The sequence below is a fragment of the Mesorhizobium sp. AR07 genome, assembly GCF_024746815.1.
GTDB lineage: Bacteria > Pseudomonadota > Alphaproteobacteria > Rhizobiales > Rhizobiaceae > Mesorhizobium.
This window is the reverse complement of the sequence record NZ_CP080525.1, coordinates 486,853-508,932: the sequence shown is the minus strand read 5'-3', so window position 1 is coordinate 508,932 and position 22,080 is coordinate 486,853. Positions and strand designations below refer to the sequence as shown.

Here is a 22,080-nt window from a genome sequence, read left to right as displayed (position 1 = left end):
TCCATAGCCTGTATCCCACCGACATATATGGCCAGACATGACGCGTCACAAGCGAAGTGCTTGGCCCATATCCTTAAATTCGCGTGTTGCACCAAGGCCGGGCAGCCTTTAGGTCTTGGCGGCAAATAGTGCCAAGAGCATAGGACCGGCACGGAGGCTTCCATCGCTCGAATGCGACCCGGGACAAGAACAATAGCGGCGCTGTTCTGGCTGTTTCTGGCCGGCGGTACGAATGCCGGGACGCTGCTGGTCGGCGTCGCAGCACCCTTGTCGGGACCATCGGCCATCCTCGGCAAGCAGATCGAGGCCGGCGCCGGTCTCGCAGCCGGCGCGAATGGCATCGAACTCAAGACCCTGGATGACGCCTGCACCGCCGATGACGGCGCTGCCGCGGCCAGGGAATTCGCGGCGGCCAAGGTCAATGTCGTGATCGGTTTTCTCTGCACCGACGCGATCGAGGCCGCGATGCCGATCCTGAAAGACGCCAACATTCCGGTCATCACCGTTGGCGTGCGAACCGAAAGCCTGACCGATCGCCGCGCCAAGACCGGCTGGCCGGTCTATCGCCTCGGACCACGCGGCGACGACGAGCGCAATGCCGTCGCCTCCAGCCTCACGCATCTATGGCAGAACGAGCTGTTCGCCATCATCGACGACGGCACCATCTATGGCCGCGAGATCGCCGAGACGTTCCGGGCGGCGGCCGAGCAGGCGGCGCTGAAGCCGGTATTCGTCGACACGTTCCGGCCGCAGCTCGACAACCAGATCGGGCTGGTCGGCAGGCTGAAGAAGGCCGGTGCCACGCATGTCTTCGCAGGCGGCGACGGCGATGATATCGCCATCATGGGCCGCGACGCCGCACAGCTCGAAACGGGCATTGCCTTTGCCGGCGGCGAGAATCTGCGCACACCGCCCGGCGACGTGCCTTATGCCATGGGCACGCTGATGATCGCGCCGCCGGAATGGGCCGAGGTCGCCGACCCCAAAGTCCTAGCGGCCTTTGCCACGCAGAAGGTCGTGCCTGACGGTTATACGCTGCCGGCCTACGCGGCGATCGAGATCGCCAAGGCAGCGTCAGACCTGTCCGAGAGTTCGGGCAAGCCTCTAGCCGACGCACTGACCGGGCATGATTTCACCACGGCGATCGGGCCGGTCCGCTTCGATGCGAAAGGCGACCTCAGCCAGAGCCCCTACCGCGTCTTCCGCTTCGACGGCACACGTTTTACGCCCTTGGAAAGCAACTGATGTTTCGCACCGGCCCGCGCAATCTGATCACCGACGTTGCCGGCCTGCGCGTCGGCAATGCTTCCGACGCCAGGCTGAAGTCCGGCGTCACGGCCGTGCTTTGCGAGGGGCCGGCGGTGGCCGGCGTGCAGATTCTGGGCGGTGCGCCGGGCACCCGCGAGACCGATCTGCTCGAACCGCACAATTCGGTCGAGGCGGTCCACGCCGTGGTGCTTTCGGGCGGCTCGGCTTTCGGCCTCGACGCGGCATCCGGCGTCCAGGCGGCATTGCGTGAGCGCGGCATCGGTTTCGAGGTCGGCGGCTTTCGCGTACCGATCGTGCCGGCGGCGATCCTGTTCGACCTGCGCAATGGCGGCGACAAGGACTGGGGCCGCTATCCACCCTATCGCGACCTCGGTTATGAAGCCGCGCAAGCCGCCACCGCCGATTTCCAGCTCGGCACGATCGGCGCCGGCACCGGTGCGCTGACCTCGGGGTTGAAGGGCGGCCTCGGCTCGGCTTCGACCCTGCTGGACAATGGCATCACCGTCGGCGCACTGGCCGCCGTCAACCCGACCGGCTCCGTGACCATCAGCCGAACCTGCCATTTCTGGGCAGCACCGTTCGAAATCGGCGATGAATTTGGTGGGTTTGGCTACCCCTCGCCGATGCCGGACGACGCGAAACGGATTCTCTTGAAATATCGAGACAAGCGTGTTGGCGGACAGATGGAAACCGGCGGCAACACGACGATCGCCATCATTGCCACGGACGCGGTTCTCACCAAGGCTGCCGCAAAGCGCCTGGCGATATCGGCGCATGACGGATTCGTGCGCGCCATCTGGCCAACGCATACGCCGGCCGATGGCGACCTGGTGTTTGCGCTGGCGACGGGTACGAGTGGTGTAGAGCTTGCGGCCGACGCGGCGATCGACCTCTACGCCGCGGCCGGCGCCACGATGGCGCGCGCCATCAGCCGCGGCGTGTTTGCCGCGACGCCTGCCGATGATGACTTGTTTCCGGTGTGGTGGTCGCGCCGGGAGTGAAGCAGCCGATCAGACCGGATCGGATTTTTCTTCCTCGAAGGTCACCGCGACATCGGAATTCGCCGACAGCCACACCTTCTTGCCATCGACCTCGGCAACCAGAGCCAGGGAAATGTAATGGTGATGGCCCTTGTGAGCGCCCTCGCCGCTGTCGGCCTTGGTCAGCTTGATCCGCTCACCCTCGACCTTGTCGACGATGCCGACATGCACGCCATCGGCGCCGACGACTTCCATATGCTCGCGAATTTTGCTGGTGTCGGTCATGGTGGTTCTCCGTTGGGACTGCCGACAATAACAAATGACGGGCCGATTGGATGCATCGGCTTTTTGACCGCACGACGTTTTGATTTTGTCATGCTAGGGGATTGAAATGATCACGGCTGCCGGAGTGAACCGATGCGCTTGCTCTTTCTGTTTGCCGTTGCCCTGTCTGCTCAGTTTGCGACGTCGATCACGGCCCATGCCGGCGATGTCGCCGAGCTTGAAATCCTCGGCTTCACCAGGGATGGTGGCGTGTTCGCCTTCGAGGAATATGGCGTCCAGGATGGGTCCGGCTTCCCCTATGCCAACCGCTATTACATCGACACGAACGATGACAGTTTTCTCAAGGGGACGCCGGTCCGGGTCCGGATTGAGGACGAGAATGCCACGCTCGAAGCGGCCCGTCTCGAGGCCCGGCAGAAAGGCGAGGCAATCGTCAAACAGGCCGAGTTGACCGCCAACAAGGGCATCACCGCTGGCTTCAACCCGGTGACCGAGCTTTCGGCCGATCCGCACCGCATAGTGGTCAACCCGCGCCCGATCTTCTCACCGGTCGACCAGCCGCTCGAGTTCCGGCTCGACGAGGTCGGCATGAACAATACCGAAGGCTGCGAGAGCCAGGGCGAGATCAATGGCTTTCGGCTGCTGCGCGTCGAGGCGCAAGATGGCGGCACGACCAAGCTGCTGCACGAAGACAAGTCGATCCCCAAGAGCCGGGGTTGCCCGAACGGCTACCGCATCGGCGCCGTGCAGACGTTTTCCATGGACAGTCTCAGCGCCTATGCGGTGCTGATCACCGTGCGCCAATATGGCTTCGAAGGGCCGAACTTTCGTTGGATCGCGGTGACTGGCCGCCTGTGACACCGCTCGTTCAACCCGCCAGGCGCAATCGCGCGCAGAGCCGCGTTCGCCGCGCCATGCCGGCGCCGCGTACGGCTCTTTTCGGCGCCTTGCTGTGGGCCGGGACGATGGGCGCCAGCGCGCTCGTCAACCTGTTATTGTACGACTGGGAGACACCTGAAAAAATCCGCACCGTATCGCTGCTCTATGCCTGTGGCGGAGCACTCGCCTTTCCGGTTGGCCTGTTCGCGGCGCGGCTGGTCTCGCTCGGAAGGCGCTGGGAGGTCGCGTTCGCGGCCGCGTTCGTTTGCCTGCTCGGCGCGACCGTCGGCCTGACCAGTGGACTGTTTGCGCTGCAATACCGCTCCTACTATGCCGAGTGGCATGCCCCGGCTTTCACCCTCACCTGGGGCTTTCAGCTCGTCTTCACGACGCAGGTGGCGCTCTACCAGTTCGTTGTGCTGGGCATCCGGCTCTATTTTCCGCTCGGTTTCGTCGCCTTGTTTGCCGCGAGTGTCTGGTTTGCACGGCAGCAGCGTTGAGCATTTTGCCCGCCTCTGTTAGGACGCGGGCAAACGCTTCGACAAATCAGGACTGACCGATGATCCCTCGCTATTCCCGGCCGGAAATGGTCGCCATCTGGTCGCCCGAAACCCGGTTCCGCATCTGGTTCGAGATCGAGGCCTATGCCTGCGACGCGCTGGCCGAACTCGGCGTCATCCCCAAGGAGGCCGCCAAAACCATCTGGGAGAAGGGCAGGGCGGCGAAATTCGACGTCGAGGCGATCGACGAGATCGAGCGCGTCACCAAGCACGACGTCATCGCCTTCCTCACCCATCTTGGCGAATTCGTCGGGCCCGACGCCCGCTTCATCCATCAGGGCATGACATCTTCCGATGTTCTCGACACCTGTTTTGCCGTGCAGCTTACCCGGGCCAGCGACATCCTGCTCGCCGACATCGACGGCCTGCTGGCAGCACTCAAGCGCCGGGCTTTCGAGCACAAGGACACCGTCACCATCGGCCGCAGCCACGGCATCCATGCCGAGCCGACGACCTTCGGCATCAAGCTGGCGCAGGCCTATGCCGAATTCTCGCGCTGCCGCGAGCGGCTGGTTCATGCAAGGGAAGACATTGCCACCTGTGCCATTTCAGGCGCGGTCGGCACCTTCGCCAACATCGACCCCTATGTCGAGGAGCACGTGGCGGCAAAGCTGGGCCTGAAGCCGGAGCCGGTGTCGACGCAAGTGATCCCGCGCGACCGCCATGCCATGTTCTTCGCCACGCTCGGCGTCATCGCCTCGTCGGTCGAACGGCTGTCGATCGAGATCCGGCATCTGCAGCGCACCGAAGTGCTGGAAGCCGAAGAGTATTTCTCGCCGGGACAAAAAGGCTCGTCGGCGATGCCGCACAAGCGCAACCCGGTGCTGACCGAAAACCTCACCGGCCTTGCCCGCATGGTGCGGTCCATGGCGCTGCCGGCGATGGAGAATGTGGCGCTCTGGCATGAGCGCGACATCTCGCACTCCTCGGTTGAGCGCATGATCGGTCCGGACGCCACGGTGACGCTCGATTTCGCTTTGTCGCGGCTGACCGGCGTCATCGACAAGCTGCTCGTCTACCCCGACAACATGCTGAAGAACATGAACAAGTTCCGCGGTCTCGTGCATTCGCAGCGCGTCATGCTGGCGCTGACGCAGGCCGGCCTGTCGCGCGAAGACTCCTACCGGCTGGTGCAGCGCAACGCCATGAAAGTGTGGGAGCAAGGCACTGATTTTCTTGAGGAATTGTTGGCCGACAAGGAAGTGACGGCTGCGCTGCCCGAAGCCGAAATCCGCGAGAAATTCGACCTGGGCTATCATACCAAGCACGTCGACACGATCTTCAAGCGGGTGTTCGGGGAAGCCTGAGGCTAGCTTTCCTTCTCCCCGTCACTATACGGGGAAGGTGCCGGCAGGCTGATGAGGGGCAGCGCCGACCTCGGCGACGACCGCACCCATTCACGCTTTGACAATTTCACGACTTTGGCGCTGCCCCTCATTGCCCTGCCGGGCATTTCTCCCCGTATAGTGACGGGGAGAAAGACGCTGTCGCCAGGTGGCAATCAAGCCTTGCCGGGAACGGTCTTGATCACCGTGCCCCAGGGGTCTTCGCGGGTTACTGGGCTGGTGACATTGTCCGAGCGCATCTCGATCCAGGCCAGACCGGATCGGCCCGGGTCGCGGCGGCCGGCGCCGGGGCTGCGCCAGGCATTGGCGCCGATGTGGTGATGATAGCCACCGGACGACAGGAACACCGCCTGGCCGCCATATTTCGCCACCGTGTCGAAGCCGAATTCCTGGTGCCACCAGGCCTCGGCATCTTCCGGCCTGCCGACGCGCAGATGGACATGGCCGACAATGCTGTTTTCCGGCGCGCCCTGCCAGCCGGCGTCACCCGCCGGCACTTCGGCAACCACGGACGGAATGTTCAGCCGCTCGGTCGCCATGGCGATCTTGTCACCGTTCCACTTCCAGTCCTGCGGACGACGGTCGGCATAGATCTCGATGCCGTTGCCTTCGGGATCGGTCAGGTACAGCGCTTCGCTGACCAGATGGTCCGAAGCTCCCTCGATGGCGATCTTGTTGGCGATGGCGTGGTTGATCCAGCGGCCGAGATCGGCGCGGCTCGGCAACAGGAAAGCGGTGTGGAACAGGCCGGCGCTTTGCGGATCATCCGGCTTTGCCGCGGCATCCGCCTCGATGACCAGCAACGGACGGTTGGCGGCACCAAGCGTGATCGCGCCGTCGGCACGGCTCAACTCCTGCAGCCCAACGATCTTGCGATAGTATTCGGCGAGATTTTCGGCGTCACGCGCCTTCAGCCCGACGCGGGCAACGCTGACCGGGGTGGTGGCGGCAAAAGGCAATTCACTCATCAAATGCTCCGTTCGACCGGCCTGCGTCGAAACTCCCAAAGCAAGGAGCCCCGCGCCGCCAATCATCGTCTGTCGTGTCAGTTCCAAAGGGTTTCGCACACGGCTGTTTCTTTTCCCACCACAAATCGTCCATCGGCATCGTTCACACAAGACTTGAAGAAGCGAACATCGTGTTCACCATTGTGATCAAGAGCGCCGTTCACGACCGTTGCACGAAGCGACGCCGCTCGCTATTTCAGCACCATGAAGGTCAAGGAAGCAGATATTCTCATCGTGCCGGGCTACACCAATTCCGGCCCCGACCATTGGCAGAGCCGCTGGCAGTCGAAGCTGTCGACGGCGCGCCGCGTCGAGCAGGCGGAGTGGTCCAAACCGGTGCGCGAGGACTGGACGGCGAGCGTGGCCAAGGCGGTCAACGAGGCCGAGCGGCCGGTCGTCATCGTTGCGCACTCACTGGGTGTCGCCGCGGCAGTGCAGGCCATGCCGCAGTTCCGCAAGCCCGTCGCCGGTGCCTTCTTCGTCGCCCCGCCCGATGTCGCCAACCCCAAGATCAAGCCCAGGCACCTGATGACGTTCGGTCCTTATCCGCGCGAACCGCTGCCTTTCCCTTCGCTCGTGATCGCCAGCCGCAACGACCCGTTCTGCGCCTTCGATGTCGCCGAAGACATTGCCGGCGCCTGGGGCTCGCTGTTCATCGACGCCGGCGAGACCGGTCACCTCAACGCGGATTCGGGCTTTGGTCCATGGCCGGAAGGCTCAATGACCTTCGCCAAATTCCTGACGGATCTAAAGCCCTGAGCTAGCTCAGGAGCCGATCGAATCCCTGACGCTCTTGATCAGGGTTTTTGCGCCGAGCCCGATCAGCGCATGTTCCGAGCCCATGGCCAGCAGACGGTAGCCCATCGATACGACGCGGCAGGCAATCGCCGGCTCGACGACATAGATCGCCGCATGTTTTCCGGCCTTGCGGGTGCGTTCGGCGACCGATGCCACGGTTTCCATCATGCTTTCCAGCGTCGAACTGACGGTCGCACCGTTGCTCCAGGCGATCGAAAAATCCGATGGGCCGAGGAAGATGCCGTCGATGCCCGGCGTGTCGAGGATGCCGTCGAGCGCATCGAGAGCCGCGCGCGTCTCGACCATAGCGAAGGCCATGGTGCGCTGATTGGTGTCGCGCAGCCACTCAGCCTGGTCGCCCTTGCCGTGGCGCGGAAACGCATAGGTCGGCCCCCAGGAGCGCTCGCCGAGCGGCGGGTATTTCATGGCGGCGGCGAACAGTTTTGCATCGGCCACGGAATTCACCATCGGCGCAATGACAGCCTCGGCGCCGAAATCGAGCGCGCGGCTTGCCATGTCGAAGCGGCCGACCGGGATGCGCACCAGCGCCGGCTTGCCTGCGGCCAGCACCGGCACCAGACCCCGCAACACGCTCTCCTCATGATGGCCGCCATGCTGCATGTCGAGCGTGACGGCATCGAAATCCTGCTTGGCGACAATCTCGACAGTCAAGGCATCCGGCACACCGGACCATGCGGTGAACAGCGTTTCATCGGCGGCAAGGCGGGACTTCAGGGACATCTAGGCTTTCCTTGTTAACGTCGGCAGTTTCAGCCGGAAACCGCTGCAAAGGCAAAGAAAAACCGCCCGGATAGGCCGGGCGGTCGATTGGTCCAGGATGCGCGATCGGATCAGGTGTTCTTGATCTGCTCGATCGCCTGCGCCATCATCTCGTCCATGGTGCGGCGGATCTGGTGGTCCGACTGGTCGATACCGGCGGCATCGAAATCCTTGCGGATCTTGCGGAACACATCGTGATCGCCGGCTTCCTCGATGTCGGAGATGACGACCTGTTTGGCATAAGCTTCGGCGTCAGTGCCCGACTTTCCAAGCTTTTCGGCGGCCCACAGACCGAGCGCCTTGTTGCGGCGCGCCGAGGCCTTGAACCGAAGCTCCTCGTCGAATGCGAATTTGCGTTCAAAGCCCTCTTCGCGATCCTTCATGCTGCTCATGGCATCCCTCCGATGGAAATCGATTCGCTGGTGATGACGTATATGTGTTGACGAAGCACAAACCAAAAGGTCGTGAGCCGGTCAATACGCTTCGTTGCATGCTGCGCTGCGGCATTTCAGTCCCGAAAGCGGTTGATTGGAAGGATTTGCCGATTGAGCAAACGATGTGATTGGGATAGACCCGGCATTGAACCCTACCGTAGCCGCACTATTTCAGGCAGACGGACAGGAAATGGTCGCTTGCCGCCTGTCCGGAACTCCAGAGAAAAAATCAGATGAAAAATCGCCGCCGCATTTATGAAGGCAAGGCCAAGATCCTCTATGAGGGACCCGAGCCGGGTACGCTCATCCAGTTCTTCAAGGACGACGCAACCGCGTTCAACAAGAAGAAACACGAAGTCGTCGACGGCAAGGGCGTGCTCAACAACCGTATTTCCGAGCACATCTTCAACCACCTCAACCGCATGGGCATCCCGACCCATTTCATCCGCCGGCTCAACATGCGCGAGCAGCTGATCAAGGAAGTGGAGATCATTCCGCTCGAAGTGGTGGTGCGCAATGTCGCCGCCGGTTCGCTGTCCAAGCGCCTCGGCATCGAGGAAGGCACCGTCTTGCCGCGCTCGATCATCGAATTCTATTACAAGGCCGACGCGCTCGATGATCCGATGGTGTCGGAAGAGCACATCACGGCGTTCGGCTGGGCAAGCCCGCAGGAAATCGACGATGTCATGGCGCTTGCCATCCGCGTCAACGACTTCCTCTCCGGTCTGTTCATGGGCGTCGGCATCCAGCTCGTCGACTTCAAGATCGAATGCGGCCGCCTGTTCGAGGGCGACATGATGCGCATCGTCGTCGCCGACGAGATTTCGCCGGACTCCTGCCGTCTGTGGGACGTGGCGACGCATGACAAGCTCGACAAGGACCGTTTCCGCCGCGACATGGGTGGCCTCGTCGAAGCCTATCAGGAAGTTGCCCGCCGCCTCGGCATCATGAACGAGAACGAGCCGCCGCGCCCCACCGGCCCGGTGCTTGTCGCCTCGACCGATGGCGTCAAAGGCAAGCCGCACTGATAGCGGCTTGCGATCCGACATTCAGAACAGGAGCATGTCCAGCGTGATCAAGGCCCGCATTACCGTCACCCTCAAGAACGGCGTGCTCGACCCGCAAGGCAAGGCAATCGAACACGCCCTGTCCGGCCTGGGTTTCGGCGGCGTCGGCGCGGTGCGGCAGGGCAAGGTGTTCGACGTCGAATTGGCGGAAAGCGACAAGGCCAAGGCCGAAGCCGATCTGAAAGCCATGTGCGACAAGCTGCTGGCGAATACCGTGATTGAGAATTATAGTGTGACGCTTACCTGAGGTTGTACCGGAGGCGGGATGTCGGAAGTCACGAATGAATTGATGTTCGAGCTTCTGAAGCGCGTGCATCACGAAATCGGTGAGCTTCGTCAGGACGTTTCCGAGACGAAACGGGAACTGAACGTGATGCGGGGCCACATGGTGGCGACGCAAAGCGATATCCATAATATCTATGGCATTCTTGCCCGACAGGACGAGCGTCTTGAACGCATAGACAGACGTCTCGACCTGCGCGAACTTGCCGAAGCTCAGAGGCCTTACGAACCGAATGAAATCAGCCGTCGTCCTTTTGCCTGGCCTCAATCGCGACCGCGACATGATCGCGGCGCTGACCAAGATTTCCGGAAAACCGCCGGTCACCGTCTGGCAGACCGACACCGAAATCCCCGATGTCGACCTGATCGCCATCCCAGGCGGTTTCTCCTTCGGCGACTATCTGCGCTGCGGCGCGATCGCCGCGCGCATGCCGGTCATGCGGGCGGTCGCCGAGAAGGCGGCCAAGGGCGTGACGGTCATCGGCGTCTGCAACGGCTTCCAGATCCTGGTCGAGGCCGGCCTGCTGCCGGGGGCGCTGATGCGCAACACCTCGCTGAAATTCGTCTGCCGGCAGGTCAAGCTGCAGATCACCAACGCCAACACCATGTTCACCCGCCGCTATCAGCCGGGCCAGATCATCCGCTCGCCGGTGGCGCATCATGACGGCAACTATTTCGCCGATGCCGAGACCCTTGCCCGCCTCGAAGGCGAAGGCCAGGTGGTGTTCCGTTATGCCGACGGCACCAATCCCAACGGCTCGATCAACGACATTGCCGGCATCATCAACGAGCGCGGCAATGTGCTCGGCCTGATGCCGCACCCGGAAAACCTGATCGAAGCCGCCCATGGCGGCAGCGACGGCCGGGCACTGTTCGAGAGCGCGCTTGGCATTGCAGCCTGACATCATCGAGGCGGACGCCTTGAAAACAGCCGGACATTCCTGTCTCCTTGTCGGGGCAAGTCCGCTTTGTGGGGGAGAGAGACGGTCATGAAACTCTATTCGCGACCGTTGTCGCCCTACTCGTCGATCGTGCGGGCGCTGGCCTACATCAAGGACGTGCCGCTCAAGATCATCGCGCCGCCGCCGGGTTTTCCCATCCCCGAAGAGTTTCGCGCCATTTCGCCGCTCAACCGGATACCGGTGCTGATCACCGGCTCGGGCGAGACGATCGTCGAATCGGTGGTCATCGCCGAATATCTGGAAGAGCGTTTTCCCGAACCGGCGCTGCTGCCGTCCGATTCCAAGGACCGCGCCCTGGTGCGCATGTTCGCCCGCATCACCGATCTCGACGTGCTGACCCCTACGATGAAGCTTTTCGAGCTGCATTTCGTGCCGAAGCGAAACAATGCCGAGATCGACGCCCAATTCGCCCGCCTGCACCACGGACTGGCGGCGATCGAGGCGCGCATGGCGCAAGGCCCCTTCGCGCTCGGCGACGACATCAGTTTCGCCGACGCCTGGCTGACGCCGACGCGGTTCATCTTCAACCAGTTCCGGGCCATGACAGGAAGTCACGACCTGCTCGACGCCTATCCCAAATTCGATGCCTACGAACAGATCGCCTCGCAGCATCCGGCATTGTCGCGGGTGTGGGGCGAGATGACCGATGGCCTGAAGATTTTTCTGTCCGAACTCGAGATGGGTGCCGCTTGATCAAGAGCAGGACGATCGCCCTGGTTGCCGCGGCGGGCTTTGCGTTGGCATCCTGCCAGTCGAGCCCGAAGAGCACACCTGTGCCCTCTGGTAAAAGTGCCTCGCTGCTGGCCATGGAACAAGTGGCGATATCAGCCCACAAATGCTGGATCGCCAGCAAGGACCCCGCCTTCAAGCAATACCAGATGGCCAACGAACTGAATTCGTTCAGCGGCACGCCGCGCTTCCTGCTCGTGCCGGCCAAGCACTATGGCGGCAAACCGCTGCTGGTCGTGCAGGCACAAGGCAATTCGAGCCGCGTCGACGCGTTTGGACCGCTCATGAACGACCCGCTCGGCGCGCGTATCGGCTCGGACATCGCCCGCTGGCAGGCGGGCAATCCCTCCTGCACGGCGGCCGCATAGGGCAATGGGCCGGTTCCTGCAGATCGCCGGTCTGACCATAGGTCTGGCCGGGCTTGTCCTGCAGTTCTGCATCAGCATTCCAGCGTCGATGGAAGCAGGCCGCAGCCTGCTCGGCTCGATCATCTTCCTTCTCAGCTTCTTCACCATCCTGACCAACATCGGCGCGGTGCTGGTGTACACGTCGCTGCTGTCGCCCACCGGCTATGCGTGGCTGCCTGCCTTCGCCGGATTCCGGATGCGCGCGGGCGTCGCCGTCTCTATCACCCTGGTCTTCATCGTCTATGCGACGGTGCTGTCACGGCTATGGCACCCGCAGGGCCTGTTCCTGCTCTGCGATGTTCTGCTGCATTATGTGACGCCGGTGCTGTTCGTGCTGTGGTGGCTGATATCGGGCGCAGACGGCAGGACCCGGTGGAACGACATCTCCTGGTGGGTGCTCTATCCCGTGGCCTATCTGGTCTATGCGCTGGCGCGGGCACCGCTCGCCGGCGAAGTGCCCTACCCCTTTCTCGATGTCGCCAAGAACGGCGTGGCCAGCGTTGCCCTCTCAGCGGCGGCCATCACAGGACTTTTTCTCGTGCTGTGCGTGGTCGCCGTCCTTGCGGACCACGGCGTTTCACGCGTCAGGGTATCGAGCGTCCGCTAAGGCGTCTCATTTTTGGGATCACGGTCAGTCCCAGAAAGGCCTGATCCCCTCGCGGTGGGCATCGCAGCGCGAGATACCGATATCCTTGAGCTGGTCGTCGGTCATTTCCAGCAGCGCCAGCCGGCTGCGCCGACGCTCCAGCAGATAGTCGATCCATGTCGCCAGCGACCTGGCCACGCGCACCAGACGGCTGACAAAGCCGCGCCGGCCCGATGGGCGTGTCGATTGGCCTGACAACTCGGCTCTCGAATGATTGATTGTCGCGATTGTATTCATCTTCTTTCTACCAGAATTCCAAATTGCACCCTTTTTGGCGCAGCGTTGATATGTATTGACTCACAATTCGGTGCAATATAGAAAATTGTCACCATGACAAATTGGCTTCCAGATCTCACTGCCGGCTCCGGGCCGCTGTATCAGCGGCTGGCGGATTCCATCGAAACCGATATCGACCGGGGCGTGATCGACGCCGGAGCAAAGCTGCCGCCGCAACGCGACCTCGCCTACGACATCGGCACCACGGTCGGTACGGTTGGTCGGGCTTATCAATTGCTGCGCGAGCGCGGGCTTGTGAGCGGCGAAGTCGGGCGCGGAACCTACGTGCTCGGCCAGCGCGCCGATGGCGCGAAGCCGGATTTCCTGGCTCCCGACGTCAGCGGCGAAGGCACGCGCACCATCGATGCGCCGCGCGGCAAGCTGCGTTTCGACAGCACGGCCGCGCCCGACATCGGCCAGGGCGCCCTTGTCGCGGATGTCCTGTCGCGGACCGCGCAGGACCATCCGCATGAGATATCAAGCTACACACGGGACTTTCCGGACCGCTGGCACGAAGCCGGCGCCCGCTGGCTGTCGCGCAATTCCTTCCGCCCGAATGCCGATACCATCGTTCCGACGCTCGGCACCCATGCAGCGGTGATGGCGGCAATCGCCGCCCTGACCACGCCCGGTGATTATGTTGCTTTCGAGCACCTCACCTACTCGCAGATTTCGCGCAGCGCCGGGCTGATCGGCCGGCGCACCGCGCTGGTGGCGTCGGACGACGAGGGCATCGATCCCCAGGATTTCGAGCGCGTCTGCGCGCAAAAGCATCCCAGGATGATCTTCCTGATGCCAACGGCGCAGAATCCGACCTTGGTGACCTTGTCGGCGGCGCGCCGCGAGGCGATCGCGCGGGTCGCGCGCGAATACAATGTCGTTCTTGTCGAAGACGATCTCTACGGTAATCTGACCGATGATCCGACGCCGTTGCTGGCCGAATATGCCCCTGAACGCACCATTGTCGCCGGCGGCCTGTCGAAATCGGTTGCGGCCGGTGTGCGCGGCGGCTGGCTTTCCTGCCCGCCCGCCTATCGCCATCGCATCCGCGTTGCCCACAAGATGATGACCGGCGGCATGCCTTTCCTGCTGGCGGAGGTGAATACCCGGCTGGTTCTGTCCGGCCAGGCCGGCGATATCCGCAAGCGCTGTATCGCCGAAATCGGCGCCCGCGTCGCGATCGTGCGCGAGACACTGGCAGGCTTCGCGTTCAAGTCGCACGACAAGGTGCCCTTTGTCTGGCTGACCCTTCCCGACCCGTGGCTTTCCGGCACCTTCAAGAATGCCTGCCTCGAGCACGGCGTGCTGATCGACGACGAGGATGAGTTCAAGGCCGGCCGCTCCGAGCAGGTTTTCCACGGCGTCCGCTTCGGCGTTTCGCAGCCGAGACAGCGCAAGGACATCGCCGAGGGCGTCGCCGTCATCAGGCGCTTGCTGGATGAAGGCCGCGCCGGCTACGACAGCTTCTCCTGAGCCAACTGACAGACCCATTGTCTCCTAATGCATCGGTTGGCGCCGAGCAGGCCCTATGAAACTTGGCTCCTGGGTCAACCCTCTGCCTTGAAGTTCTTGGCTTCCTTCTCGGCCTTGTCTTTCCCATGCTTCTCAGCCAGGTCTTTGGCCTGCTGAGGCGAAGCGTCAGTGGTCTCCGCAATATGCATAGCTTCCTTGTCCGAGAGGCGATTATCTTTCTTGCCTTGCTTGGTGGCCATATCCAAATCTCCTGATTGGTTGGAGACCTAACGGCCGGAGTGTCATAGCGTTCCCCACCGACCGCCGTTACGCGTGGATCGATGACTGCACCAAAGCCGTGATCTCCCCGCTCCCGTCGTCACCTTGTGGCTTTCCATTGTTTTTCAGCATCCGATGGGTGTATCGGCCGCAAAGCTTGCGATAAGAGGGGACTCAAAATCCCCGTTCCATGGACATAAATCACCGCCCATGACCATTTCCAATTCCGTGCCGATCACCCCCGAGCTCATCGCCGCGCATGGGCTGAAGCCCGACGAGTACCAGCGCATCCTCGACCTCGTCGGCCGCGAGCCGAGCTTCACCGAACTGGGCATCTTCTCGGCGATGTGGAACGAACATTGTTCGTACAAATCCTCGAAGAAATGGCTGCGCACGCTGCCCACCACCGGCCCGCAGGTCATCCAGGGGCCGGGCGAAAATGCCGGCGTGGTCGACATTGGTGATGGCGACTGCGTCGTCTTCAAGATGGAGAGCCACAACCACCCCTCCTTCATCGAGCCCTACCAGGGTGCCGCGACCGGCGTCGGCGGCATCCTGCGCGATGTCTTCACCATGGGCGCGCGGCCGATCGCGGCGATGAACGCGCTGCGCTTCGGCGCGCCGGATCATCCCAAGACCAGGCACCTCGTCTCGGGCGTGGTTTCCGGCGTCGGCGGCTATGGCAACGCCTTCGGCGTGCCGACGGTGGGAGGCGAGGTCAATTTCGACGCCCGCTACAACGGCAACATCCTGGTCAACGCTTTTGCGGCCGGCATAGCCAAGACCGACGCCATCTTCCTGTCGGAAGCCAAGGGCGTTGGCCTGCCGGTCGTCTATCTCGGCGCCAAGACCGGCCGCGACGGCGTCGGCGGCGCCACCATGGCCTCGGCCGAATTCGACGACAAGATCGACGAGAAGCGCCCGACCGTGCAGGTCGGCGATCCCTTCACCGAAAAGTGCCTGCTGGAAGCCTGCCTCGAACTGATGGCGTCGGGCGCCGTCATCGCCATCCAGGACATGGGTGCGGCGGGCCTCACCTGTTCGGCGGTCGAGATGGGCGCCAAGGGCGACCTCGGCATCGAGCTCGATCTCGACAAGGTGCCGGTGCGCGAAGAGCGCATGAGCGCCTACGAGATGATGCTGTCGGAGAGCCAGGAGCGCATGCTGATGGTGCTGCGCCCCGAAAAGGAAAAGGAAGCCGAGGCGATCTTCCACAAATGGGGGCTCGACTTCGCCATCGTCGGCAAGACCACCGACGATCTGCGTTTTCGCGTGCTGCACCAGGGCGACGAGGTCGCCAATCTGCCGATCAAGGATCTTGGCGACAAGGCACCCGAATACGACCGGCCCTGGATCGAAGCCAAAAAGCCGGCACCGCTTGCTGCCAATGACGTTCCGCAGGCCGATGTCGCCGAGGCGCTGCTGAAGCTGCTCGGCGGACCGGATCTTTCGTCGCGGCGCTGGGTCTGGGAACAGTACGACACGCTGATCCAGGGCAATTCACTGCAGCTTCCGGGCGGCGATGCCGGCGTGGTGCGCGTCGACGGTCATGCGACCAAGGCGCTCGCCTTCTCCTCCGACGTGACGCCGCGCTATTGCGAGGCCGATCCCTATGAGGGGGGCAAGCAGGCGGTGGCCGAATGCTGGCGCAACCTGACCGCCACCGGTGCCTTGCCGCTGGCCGCCACCGACAACCTCAATTTCGGCAATCCCGAACGGCCGGAGATCATGGGTCAGCTGGTCGGCGCGGTGAAGGGCATCGGCGATGCCTGCCGCGCGCTCGGCTTCCCGATCGTCTCCGGTAATGTCTCGCTCTACAACGAGACCAACGGCCAGGGCATCCTGCCGACGCCGACAATCGGCGGTGTCGGGCTGATCGCCGACTGGTCGAAGATGGTGCGCACCGGTTTTGCGGCGGAGGGCCAGATGATCCTGCTGGTCGGCGCGCCTGCCTCCTGGGGAACACATCTTGGCCAGTCGGTCTATATGCGCGATATCCATGGCCGAACCGATGGCCCGCCGCCGCCGGTCGATCTCGATCACGAAAAGCGCGTCGGCGACCATGTGCGCGCCTTGATCGCGTCCGGTATCGTCACCGCGGCGCATGACGTTTCCGACGGGGGCATCGCGGTGGCTCTGGCCGAGATGGCGATGGCGTACGGTATCGGCGCCACCATTCCAGGGCTTGTCGGCACCGATCCGATCCCGGTCTGGTTCGGCGAGGATCAGGGCCGCTATCTCCTGACGCTGTCGATCGATCCGGATAGTGATGAATGGGATACCATCCGCAAGCAGCAGAGCGAACTCGGCGTTTTCGCGCCGTGGATCGGCTCGACCGGCGGCAGCACGCTGAAGCTCGGCGAAGCGCGGGCGATCCCGGTCAGCGAACTGACCGCCGCGCATGAAGGCTGGTTCCCGCGCTTCATGGATCAGTCCAGTTGAGCAAACTGGCTGCCCGGGCGCTGCTTGCAGTCGTCTTCTGGCCGTCGCTGTTCTTCTTCTGGTTTCTCGGGCCGTTCGTCTTTTTCCTGCTGTCGACGACCTCGAGCGAGGTTTGTGCCCGGCTGGAAACGCGCGCGGAGTTTCTTGCCGCGGCCAACGGCACCCTGCCGATGCTTGCCGTGCAGAACCTGATCTATGCCGTTCCGATCCTGTGCCTGGTGCTGTGGGATCGACTTTTGCCCGAACCGGCGCGGGCAAGGCATGTCATCACCTGCGTCAAGCTTTTCGCGGCTGCGGTGGTCGTTGGAGCGTTGTGGGAATACGGCTCCTCGCTTGTCTGCGATGGCTACGGCCGAGCCTTCTTCTCGCCGTTCTGGCGGATGACGAGCTATCTCCCCATCGTGAGCCTGGTGATCAACGTTCCGCTCTATGTCCTGGCCATCAGCCTTGGCCGCGCTTTTTCGACGCGCGAGGATGTCACGGAGGACGGGGCGATCCCACCACCTTAGATCCTGCCGGGACAGAACGGCTTCAATCTGGACCGGAAACGCTTTAGGGTCGTCCGACTCTCACATATGGCCGGCTACCGGCCGCTCGAAACAGGATTTTGCCATGGCAATGGATGCCCACGACATCGAAAAACTGATCAAGGACGGCATCCCGGACGCCAAGGTGACGATCCGCGACCTGGCGGGTGACGGCGACCACTATGCGGCCGAGGTGGTGGCCGAGAGCTTTCGCGGCAAGAGCCGCGTTCAGCAGCACCAGATGGTCTATGACGCGCTGAAGGGCAATATGGGCGGCGTGCTGCACGCTCTGGCCCTGCAGACCAGCGTTCCTGACTGAGACATTTCCACCCGCTTGGCCCAGCTCGACTCATCCCTTGCGCCATTTCGGCCGCGGCACGGCTAAAGTCTTGTTTCGGGCAATCGTTGGGTTTATTTGATGAGATATGTTTCGAGCCTGACTCCCACAGGCGGGAAAGGATATTCCATGAGCGGTATCAACGACTACATCGACAACGAGGTGAAGGGCAACGACGTCGTGCTTTTCATGAAGGGCACGCCCGGTTTTCCGCAGTGCGGATTTTCCGGTCAGGTCGTCCAGATCCTCGATTATATCGGCGCCGACTACAAGGGCGTGAACGTGCTGGACTCGGCTGAGCTGCGCCAGGGCATCAAGGAATATTCCAACTGGCCAACGATCCCGCAGCTCTACGTCAAGGGTGAATTCGTCGGCGGCTGCGACATCATCCGCGAGATGTTCCAGGCAGGCGAGTTGCAGACGTTCCTCGTCGAGAAGGGCGTCAGCGTCAAAGGCGCCGCCTGATTTCTGATTGGCGTATGTCGCCATCCCGGAACCGCAGCGCGTTTCCGGATGACATGCACCAAGGCGTCGGGGCCACCCCACCTCGGCAATTTTCATGTCCCTGATTTCGGGGACCAGGACGAGCCAATGCGCCGGCCCGCCGGCGCATTTTCGTTTGAGAGATTGGACTTGCCGTGGACCAGCCAACAGCAGCGCCGCAATCGGCAAGCAAACTGCCCATTCCGCGCTGGGAGTTCATTGCGCTATGCGCCGCACTGATGGCGCTGAACTCGCTGGCCATCGACATCATGCTGCCGGCCCTGCAGCAGATCGGCGCGTCGCTCGGCGTCGAGAACGAAAACCATCGGCAGTATGTTGTCACCGCCTACATTCTGGGTTTCGGCGGCGGCCAGCTTTTCTTCGGTCCGATCTCGGATCGTTTCGGACGTCGCGCGCCACTGGTTGCCGGGCTGGTGATCTATGTCGCCGCGGCCGCGGCGGCCGCTGTCGCGCCAAGTTTTGAAACGCTTCTCTTGTGCCGAGCCGTGCAAGGCATTGGTGCGGCGGCCACACGCGTCATCGCCGTCTCGATCGTGCGTGACACGTTCGACGGCCGGCGCATGGCCGAGGTGATGTCGCTGATCTTCATGGTGTTCATGGCCATTCCGGTCATCGCGCCGGGGATCGGCCAGTTCATCATGCTGTTTGCAACCTGGCATTGGATCTTCGTCACCATGGCTATCGGGGCTCTGATCGTGTCGGCATGGTCGCTGCTGCGCCTGCCTGAAACGCTGCATCCCGAATATCGCCGGCCGCTGACAGTCAACTCCATCGTCGGCGGTTTCCGCATCGTGCTCACCAACCGCATTGCGATCTGCTACGCCTTCGCCAGCACCTTCATTTTCGGCGCCATGTTCGGCTTCATCGCCTCGGCGCAGCAGATTTATGTCGACATATTCAACGTCGGCGAGATGTTCCCGGTCATCTTCGCCGGTGTCGCCGGCGTGCTTGCTTTCTCCAACTATCTGAACTCGCGCCTAGTCGGCCGTATCGGCATGCGCCGCCTGTCGCAGAGCGCGCTGCTGTTGTTTCTGGTCATCAGCCTGGCCTGGCTGGTCGTGTCGCTGGAAATGAAGATGCCACTCTGGCTGTTCATCACCTTCTTTGCCAGCGCCATGCTTCCATTCGGTGCGCTCGGCGCCAATTTCAACGCGTTGGCCATGGAGCCGCTCGGTCAACTGGCCGGCACGGCGTCGTCCATCCTGGGCTTCATGCAGACCTTTCTCGGTGGCATTCTCGGCACGCTGATCGGCCAAGCCTTCAACGGCACGGTAACGCCATTGGCCGCCGGCTTCTGCAGCGTCTCGGTCGCAGCGCTGCTGATGATTTTCATCGCCGAGCGCGGCAAGATGTTCCAGCCGCACAACGCACCCGTCTCAGGACACATTGCCGACTTGCATTAAATCGTTGTTTTTGCTCGTGTCGTTTGTCCCAAAGCTGCTGCATGCTCAAAGGTGTGTTGAGATTCAGGTCAGGCCGGCATCACCTGAATATCAATACACCTTAGGATGCACCCTCAAGGGCGGCCGTGAAGCGAGGGACAAGCATACGCCCCGCGATTGCTCCACCCATGCTGTCCGAAAAAGGCAGGGGCAGAGCGTCATCGAGAGCCTTGAGGATGGAAGCCACGAAGGCGCGGCTGAGTTGGGTATCGGTCCCCAGATCGGAATAGGTGGCGCGAGGCTTGCCTATCAGTGTGCCGTTGCGGCGAAGCGAGAACTGCAGTGTCAGGGACATGCCCGCGGTTCCCGCTGGCGGCTTCCAGCAAGCAAAGATCGCGTCGGACATTTCCTTTATTGTGTCGACGGGATCGGGACTGCGACAGGTGCGTTCCTGCGCGCTTGCTTCGTTGGGGCTTGCAAACAAGGCGACGGCAAGAGCCGCTGCGACAAAGACGGACCGAGGTTTCATTCGAGTGCCTCCGGATTTGCGCGAGATTGCATCGATCTTTCAGCCGGCCGGTTCAAACGCAGGCCGCGGGAATTGATCCTATTGCGCCCAGAGTTCGCAGCGCAACTCGTGCCAGCTTTCCCGGTCGGGCGCGACAAGCAAGCCACCGTCCAGATGCAATGGCAGATAGGCGCTGCCATCGAAACGCGCGGCGTGGCCGCCGGCCTCGGCATGGATCAGCGCACCGGCCAGATGATCCCATGGCATCAGCTTGTTGTAGACGACGAAGTGGGCATGGCCGCTGGCCAGCAGGCGATATTCATGGGCCGCGCAGCGATAGGCGAATTGCGACAGGATCTTCGTCTGGTTGCGCGCCAGCCGCGACCGCTCCGGCTCCGGCATATATTGCCAGGAGACCGACCCGGTCATTTCCGCGATCGGTGCGGATGCCGCGACATGCACTTTCTCCAGGCTGCCATGCGCATGCCTGATGTGGCTGCCGGCGCCCTTGGCGCCGATCAACCAGTCCTTGCCGACTGGATCGTGGATGATGCCGGCAACCGTCTCGCCCTTGACCACCACAGCCAGCATGACGCCGAACAAGGGCACGCCGGACGCGAAGTTGAAGGTGCCGTCCACCGGGTCGATGACGAAAGCCAGATCTGCATCGCCCAAGCCATCGAGCAGCGCGGGATTGTCGGAACAGGCTTCCTCGCCGACGACCATTGCTCGGGGATAACGCTCAAGCAGCCTGGCGGTGATCAGCCGCTCTGCATTGACGTCGGCCTCGGTCACCAGATCGGCGACCGAGGTCTTCTGCCGGATGTCGCCCTCGCCCAGCCGGCGAAAGCGCGGCATGATCTCGGCCTGGGCTGCCTCGGCAAGAATGCCGGCCAGCCAGTCGATCGCGGTGTCGTCAAATGTCATCGGCTTGCCTGGTGGTGAGGGTCTCGTTGAGGGCGGCGAAGTCGAACAGGTTCCGATCAAGCAGGTGCGATGGCCTGCTGTTGGACAGCGCACGCAGCATGGTGTCTTTGCGGCCGGGCATACGCTTTTCGATGTCCTCGAGCATGGCCTTCATGGCGTTGCGCTGGAGACCCTCCTGGCTGCCGCAGAGATCGCAGGGAATGATCGGGAACCGCATCGCCGCGGCAAATTTCTCCAGGTCGGTCTCGGCGCAGTAGCTCAGCGGCCGCAGCACCATGACGTCGCCCTCGTCGTTGAGCAGTTTTGGCGGCATGGCGGCGAGACGGCCGCCATGAAACAGGTTCATGAAGAAGGTTTCGAGAATGTCCTCGCGATGGTGGCCGAGCACCAGCGCCGAGCACCCCTCCTCCCGCGCGATGCGGTAGAGATGACCACGCCTGAGCCGCGAACACAGCGAGCAATAGGTGCTGCCCTGAGGCAGCTTGTCGGTGACGACCGAATAGGTGTCCTGATATTCGATGCGATGCGGTATGGCGTATCGATCGAGATAGTCGGGCAGGATGTGTTTGGGGAAATTTGGCTGGCCTTGGTCAAGATTGCAGGCCAGCAAATCGACAGGCAACAGCCCGCGCCATTTGAGGTCCAGCAGCACGGCGAGCAGCCCGTAGGAATCCTTGCCGCCCGACAGCGCAACCAGCCAGCGCTGGCCGGACTTGACCATCGAGAAATCCTCGATCGCCTGGCGGGTCAGCCGCAGCAGCCGCTTGCGCAATTTGTTGAACTCGACCGAGGACGGCACATCGGCAAACAGCGGATGGAAGCCGCCTTCGCTGTCGGCAATCGGTTCAAGCGTTTCGATGTCTGGCAGCATGTTCATGGCATGTCGCTTTCGGTGCTGATGCATGTCGCCCAAAAGTGGCCCCGGTTTGGGACAACGACATGCACGGAAGAGCGCCCGGATTAGCGGACATGGGCGGCAAAGAAAAGCTGGGCAAAGAAAAAGGCCGCCTCGATG

Annotated in this window: 27 protein-coding genes; 18 read left to right on the top strand and 9 right to left on the bottom strand. The window is 62.5% G+C overall.

What is annotated here, in order from left to right; genetic code table 11:
• Positions 1 to 171 precede the first annotated feature (171 nt).
• Positions 172 to 1,245 (top strand): branched-chain amino acid ABC transporter substrate-binding protein, encoded by a 1,074-nt coding sequence (locus tag BPNPMPFG_RS02655; RefSeq protein ID WP_258593124.1) that lies wholly within the window; start codon positions 172 to 174, stop codon positions 1,243 to 1,245.
• Positions 1,245 to 2,270 (top strand): P1 family peptidase, encoded by a 1,026-nt coding sequence (locus BPNPMPFG_RS02650; protein WP_258593123.1) that lies wholly within the window; start codon positions 1,245 to 1,247, stop codon positions 2,268 to 2,270. Before BPNPMPFG_RS02655 ends, BPNPMPFG_RS02650 begins: the two co-directional genes overlap by 1 nt.
• A gap of 9 nt (positions 2,271 to 2,279) precedes the next feature.
• Here the strand turns inward: BPNPMPFG_RS02650 and BPNPMPFG_RS02645 are convergent, their stop codons facing one another.
• Positions 2,280 to 2,534 (bottom strand): DUF2171 domain-containing protein, encoded by a 255-nt coding sequence (locus BPNPMPFG_RS02645; protein WP_258593122.1) that lies wholly within the window; start codon positions 2,532 to 2,534, stop codon positions 2,280 to 2,282.
• A 132-nt stretch (positions 2,535 to 2,666) separates the two neighbouring features.
• Between BPNPMPFG_RS02645 and BPNPMPFG_RS02640 the strand changes: the two genes are divergently transcribed.
• From BPNPMPFG_RS02640 to purB, 3 genes are read left to right on the top strand one after another with little or no spacing between them, the layout of a single operon-like run.
• Entirely contained in the window at positions 2,667 to 3,392 is a 726-nt protein-coding gene (locus BPNPMPFG_RS02640) for a DUF2259 domain-containing protein (RefSeq protein WP_258593121.1), read from the top strand.
• Positions 3,393 to 3,448: 56 nt separating this feature from the next.
• Positions 3,449 to 3,913 carry a hypothetical protein gene (locus BPNPMPFG_RS02635; RefSeq protein ID WP_258597042.1) on the top strand — a complete coding sequence of 155 codons (465 nt, stop codon included), beginning with the start codon at positions 3,449 to 3,451 and terminating at the stop codon, positions 3,911 to 3,913.
• Between the two features lie 59 nt (positions 3,914 to 3,972).
• Complete coding sequence (gene purB / locus BPNPMPFG_RS02630; RefSeq protein ID WP_258593120.1) at positions 3,973 to 5,280, top strand: adenylosuccinate lyase; 1,308 nt, start codon at positions 3,973 to 3,975, stop codon at positions 5,278 to 5,280.
• 194 nt (positions 5,281 to 5,474) lie between these two features.
• On the opposite strand, the gene BPNPMPFG_RS02625 is transcribed toward purB, so the two are convergent.
• The gene (locus BPNPMPFG_RS02625) at positions 5,475 to 6,287 is read right to left on the bottom strand and encodes a VOC family protein (RefSeq protein ID WP_258593119.1); all 813 of its coding nucleotides are present in this window, start codon (positions 6,285 to 6,287) and stop codon (positions 5,475 to 5,477) included.
• A 243-nt stretch (positions 6,288 to 6,530) separates the two neighbouring features.
• Between BPNPMPFG_RS02625 and BPNPMPFG_RS02620 the strand changes: the two genes are divergently transcribed.
• Positions 6,531 to 7,085, top strand: coding sequence for an RBBP9/YdeN family alpha/beta hydrolase (locus BPNPMPFG_RS02620; RefSeq protein ID WP_258593118.1), 555 nt, complete (start codon positions 6,531 to 6,533; stop codon positions 7,083 to 7,085).
• Positions 7,086 to 7,091: 6 nt separating this feature from the next.
• Here the strand turns inward: BPNPMPFG_RS02620 and BPNPMPFG_RS02615 are convergent, their stop codons facing one another.
• Positions 7,092 to 7,865 (bottom strand): HpcH/HpaI aldolase family protein, encoded by a 774-nt coding sequence (locus tag BPNPMPFG_RS02615; protein ID WP_258593117.1) that lies wholly within the window; start codon positions 7,863 to 7,865, stop codon positions 7,092 to 7,094.
• 110 nt (positions 7,866 to 7,975) lie between these two features.
• Positions 7,976 to 8,296 (bottom strand): DUF1476 domain-containing protein, encoded by a 321-nt coding sequence (locus BPNPMPFG_RS02610; RefSeq protein WP_258593116.1) that lies wholly within the window; start codon positions 8,294 to 8,296, stop codon positions 7,976 to 7,978.
• A gap of 275 nt (positions 8,297 to 8,571) precedes the next feature.
• Here BPNPMPFG_RS02610 and purC point away from each other — a divergent pair, with 275 nt between their 5' ends.
• The 6 genes from purC (at position 8,572) to BPNPMPFG_RS02575 (ending at position 12,392) form a co-directional block, all read left to right on the top strand.
• Entirely contained in the window at positions 8,572 to 9,366 is a 795-nt protein-coding gene (gene purC, locus BPNPMPFG_RS02605) for a phosphoribosylaminoimidazolesuccinocarboxamide synthase (protein WP_258593115.1), read from the top strand.
• Between the two features lie 43 nt (positions 9,367 to 9,409).
• Positions 9,410 to 9,652 carry a phosphoribosylformylglycinamidine synthase subunit PurS gene (gene purS / locus BPNPMPFG_RS02600; protein WP_027028126.1) on the top strand — a complete coding sequence of 81 codons (243 nt, stop codon included), beginning with the start codon at positions 9,410 to 9,412 and terminating at the stop codon, positions 9,650 to 9,652.
• Positions 9,653 to 9,920: 268 nt separating this feature from the next.
• A complete protein-coding gene (purQ, locus tag BPNPMPFG_RS02590; RefSeq protein ID WP_258593114.1) occupies positions 9,921 to 10,589 on the top strand; it encodes a phosphoribosylformylglycinamidine synthase subunit PurQ in 669 nt (222 codons plus the stop codon).
• 87 nt (positions 10,590 to 10,676) lie between these two features.
• The gene (locus tag BPNPMPFG_RS02585) at positions 10,677 to 11,342 is read left to right on the top strand and encodes a glutathione S-transferase family protein (RefSeq protein WP_258593113.1); all 666 of its coding nucleotides are present in this window, start codon (positions 10,677 to 10,679) and stop codon (positions 11,340 to 11,342) included.
• The gene (locus tag BPNPMPFG_RS02580; RefSeq protein WP_258593112.1) at positions 11,339 to 11,746 is read left to right on the top strand and encodes a hypothetical protein; all 408 of its coding nucleotides are present in this window, start codon (positions 11,339 to 11,341) and stop codon (positions 11,744 to 11,746) included. The genes BPNPMPFG_RS02585 and BPNPMPFG_RS02580 overlap by 4 nt, the downstream gene beginning before the upstream one ends.
• A 4-nt stretch (positions 11,747 to 11,750) precedes the next feature.
• On the top strand, positions 11,751 to 12,392 hold the full coding sequence (locus BPNPMPFG_RS02575; RefSeq protein ID WP_258593111.1) for a Pr6Pr family membrane protein: 642 nt from the start codon (positions 11,751 to 11,753) through the stop codon (positions 12,390 to 12,392).
• 24 nt (positions 12,393 to 12,416) lie between these two features.
• Here BPNPMPFG_RS02575 and BPNPMPFG_RS02570 read toward each other — a convergent pair whose 3' ends face one another.
• Positions 12,417 to 12,668 (bottom strand): DUF1127 domain-containing protein, encoded by a 252-nt coding sequence (locus tag BPNPMPFG_RS02570; protein ID WP_258593110.1) that lies wholly within the window; start codon positions 12,666 to 12,668, stop codon positions 12,417 to 12,419.
• A 93-nt stretch (positions 12,669 to 12,761) separates the two neighbouring features.
• Here BPNPMPFG_RS02570 and BPNPMPFG_RS02565 point away from each other — a divergent pair, with 93 nt between their 5' ends.
• Complete coding sequence (locus BPNPMPFG_RS02565) at positions 12,762 to 14,180, top strand: aminotransferase-like domain-containing protein (RefSeq protein WP_258593109.1); 1,419 nt, start codon at positions 12,762 to 12,764, stop codon at positions 14,178 to 14,180.
• Between the two features lie 74 nt (positions 14,181 to 14,254).
• Here BPNPMPFG_RS02565 and BPNPMPFG_RS02560 read toward each other — a convergent pair whose 3' ends face one another.
• Positions 14,255 to 14,419 carry a hypothetical protein gene (locus BPNPMPFG_RS02560; protein WP_258593108.1) on the bottom strand — a complete coding sequence of 55 codons (165 nt, stop codon included), beginning with the start codon at positions 14,417 to 14,419 and terminating at the stop codon, positions 14,255 to 14,257.
• A gap of 229 nt (positions 14,420 to 14,648) precedes the next feature.
• Here BPNPMPFG_RS02560 and purL point away from each other — a divergent pair, with 229 nt between their 5' ends.
• The 5 genes from purL (at position 14,649) to BPNPMPFG_RS02535 (ending at position 19,651) form a co-directional block, all read left to right on the top strand.
• On the top strand, positions 14,649 to 16,880 hold the full coding sequence (purL, locus tag BPNPMPFG_RS02555; protein ID WP_258593107.1) for a phosphoribosylformylglycinamidine synthase subunit PurL: 2,232 nt from the start codon (positions 14,649 to 14,651) through the stop codon (positions 16,878 to 16,880).
• Positions 16,877 to 17,389: a hypothetical protein gene (locus BPNPMPFG_RS02550; RefSeq protein ID WP_258593106.1), complete on the top strand. Its 513-nt coding sequence runs from the start codon at positions 16,877 to 16,879 to the stop codon at positions 17,387 to 17,389. The genes purL and BPNPMPFG_RS02550 overlap by 4 nt, the downstream gene beginning before the upstream one ends.
• A 103-nt stretch (positions 17,390 to 17,492) precedes the next feature.
• Positions 17,493 to 17,726, top strand: coding sequence for a BolA/IbaG family iron-sulfur metabolism protein (locus BPNPMPFG_RS02545; RefSeq protein ID WP_010909092.1), 234 nt, complete (start codon positions 17,493 to 17,495; stop codon positions 17,724 to 17,726).
• Positions 17,727 to 17,873: 147 nt separating this feature from the next.
• A complete protein-coding gene (gene grxD, locus BPNPMPFG_RS02540; RefSeq protein ID WP_006332883.1) occupies positions 17,874 to 18,209 on the top strand; it encodes a Grx4 family monothiol glutaredoxin in 336 nt (111 codons plus the stop codon).
• 173 nt (positions 18,210 to 18,382) lie between these two features.
• The gene (locus BPNPMPFG_RS02535; RefSeq protein WP_413776827.1) at positions 18,383 to 19,651 is read left to right on the top strand and encodes a multidrug effflux MFS transporter; all 1,269 of its coding nucleotides are present in this window, start codon (positions 18,383 to 18,385) and stop codon (positions 19,649 to 19,651) included.
• 100 nt (positions 19,652 to 19,751) lie between these two features.
• Here BPNPMPFG_RS02535 and BPNPMPFG_RS42860 read toward each other — a convergent pair whose 3' ends face one another.
• The 3 genes from BPNPMPFG_RS42860 to ttcA form a co-directional block, all read right to left on the bottom strand.
• On the bottom strand, positions 19,752 to 20,036 hold the full coding sequence (locus BPNPMPFG_RS42860; protein ID WP_495885008.1) for a UCP034077 family protein: 285 nt from the start codon (positions 20,034 to 20,036) through the stop codon (positions 19,752 to 19,754).
• A 201-nt stretch (positions 20,037 to 20,237) separates the two neighbouring features.
• On the bottom strand, positions 20,238 to 21,065 hold the full coding sequence (locus BPNPMPFG_RS02525; RefSeq protein ID WP_258593104.1) for an inositol monophosphatase family protein: 828 nt from the start codon (positions 21,063 to 21,065) through the stop codon (positions 20,238 to 20,240).
• Entirely contained in the window at positions 21,055 to 21,942 is an 888-nt protein-coding gene (gene ttcA / locus BPNPMPFG_RS02520; RefSeq protein ID WP_413776826.1) for a tRNA 2-thiocytidine(32) synthetase TtcA, read from the bottom strand. Before ttcA ends, BPNPMPFG_RS02525 begins: the two co-directional genes overlap by 11 nt.
• Between the last annotated feature and the right edge of the window lie 138 nt (positions 21,943 to 22,080).